This window comes from Paenibacillus sp. P4_E11 (assembly GCF_056401635.1).
Genome location: NZ_JBFUIX010000500.1, coordinates 1 through 1286, shown reverse-complemented (window position 1 = coordinate 1286; position 1286 = coordinate 1). Strand labels below are relative to the sequence as shown.

The window sequence follows — 1286 nt, the reverse complement described above, 5'->3', positions numbered from 1 at the left end:
GTTCCCGGTATTGTACAGCAAGTTGATCTATTCCCAACGCTTCTGGAAGCGATCCGCAGCCAAGAGCCGGATGACATTGAGCTCTCGAAGCTTGTAGAACCAGCTGGCATGGATGGACGCAGTCTATGGCCCGCGATACGGGGGGAGACGAATGGAACGCATGAACAGATCTTCCTGAGCGAATGTGCCTGGCAAGCGGCTCGTGGTATTCGAACCGAGCAGTTCAAGTACATTCGCACATATGACGGAGGGCCGTTCACCCGTCCCGCACATGAGTTGTATGACTTGGTACAGGATCCGACGGAAAGTGTGAATTTGGCAGAAGAGCAGCCGGAACTTACGGCATCGTTCCAACGCCAGCTGGACGAATGGATCGCCACTAAGCTCGACGGACGACCGGACCCGATTGAAGTTCAGCTGCAGCAGGCCGGCTTGCCATTCCGGGCACGAATAGAAGCCATCTTGTCTTCTGTTGGCATGACTTGGTCGGATTGGTGCAGCAACCCTGATCGAGAACGCTTCGACAAGGCTGTACGTGAGGGAAGGTGAATCGCAAGTGAAAGATACGAGCGGCGATGTCGTTCAACATATTACCAAGAGCAACATATATATGAAGTCTGAATTTCCTTGCAGCGTGAAGCGTTATGTGCAACAAACGATTGGCGAACATGGACACGAGTTCATTGAACTGGTATATGTAGAACGGGGGCACGGAATTCATCGATTCCAGCAAAGCAGCTATGAAATAAAAGGCGGCGATGTCTTCATTATCAATCCAGGTGAAACACATGGATATGAGGTGGAAGAGGGCCAGCAGATGGATATCATTAACTGCTTGTTCATGACGTCCTTGATCCCCGATACCTTGCTTCGTGAACTTGGAATCACGGCATCGATGGATTATTTCTACGTACATCCCTTCCTCAAAAGCGATGTGCGATTCAATCACCGACTCAATCTGCGTGGACAGGATGCAGCCATCGTACTGGCATTACTTGATAGCATGATACGGGAATTAGAAAATCAAAGTCAGGGCTATACTACATTGATTCGGTTGCAAATGATTGAATTGCTCGTCGTCCTATCCCGCCATTACACTTTACTGCAGAAACAAAAGCCTTCGTCATTGAATCGAGCGTCAAGCTACGACATGACCGCCAAACGGATATACGGGTATATGGAGCGTAATTATGAGAGCCGTATTACGCTCCAATCGCTGGCTAATTTGTATAACGTTAGCGTCCGTCAGCTCAACCGTCTGATGGGACAGGAGTACGGGAAAAGTG

Annotated in this window: 2 protein-coding genes; both read left to right on the top strand. The window is 49.5% G+C overall.

Annotated features, from left to right (window positions below; translation table 11 throughout):
- Positions 1–549, top strand: a 549-nt coding sequence (locus AC1DWB_RS35495; protein WP_477545764.1) for a sulfatase/phosphatase domain-containing protein, incomplete at its 5' end; no start/stop codon positions are given.
- 7 nt (positions 550–556) lie between these two features.
- Positions 557–1286: AraC family ligand binding domain-containing protein (locus tag AC1DWB_RS35490; protein ID WP_477545763.1), on the top strand; the 730-nt coding region annotated here is incomplete at its 3' end.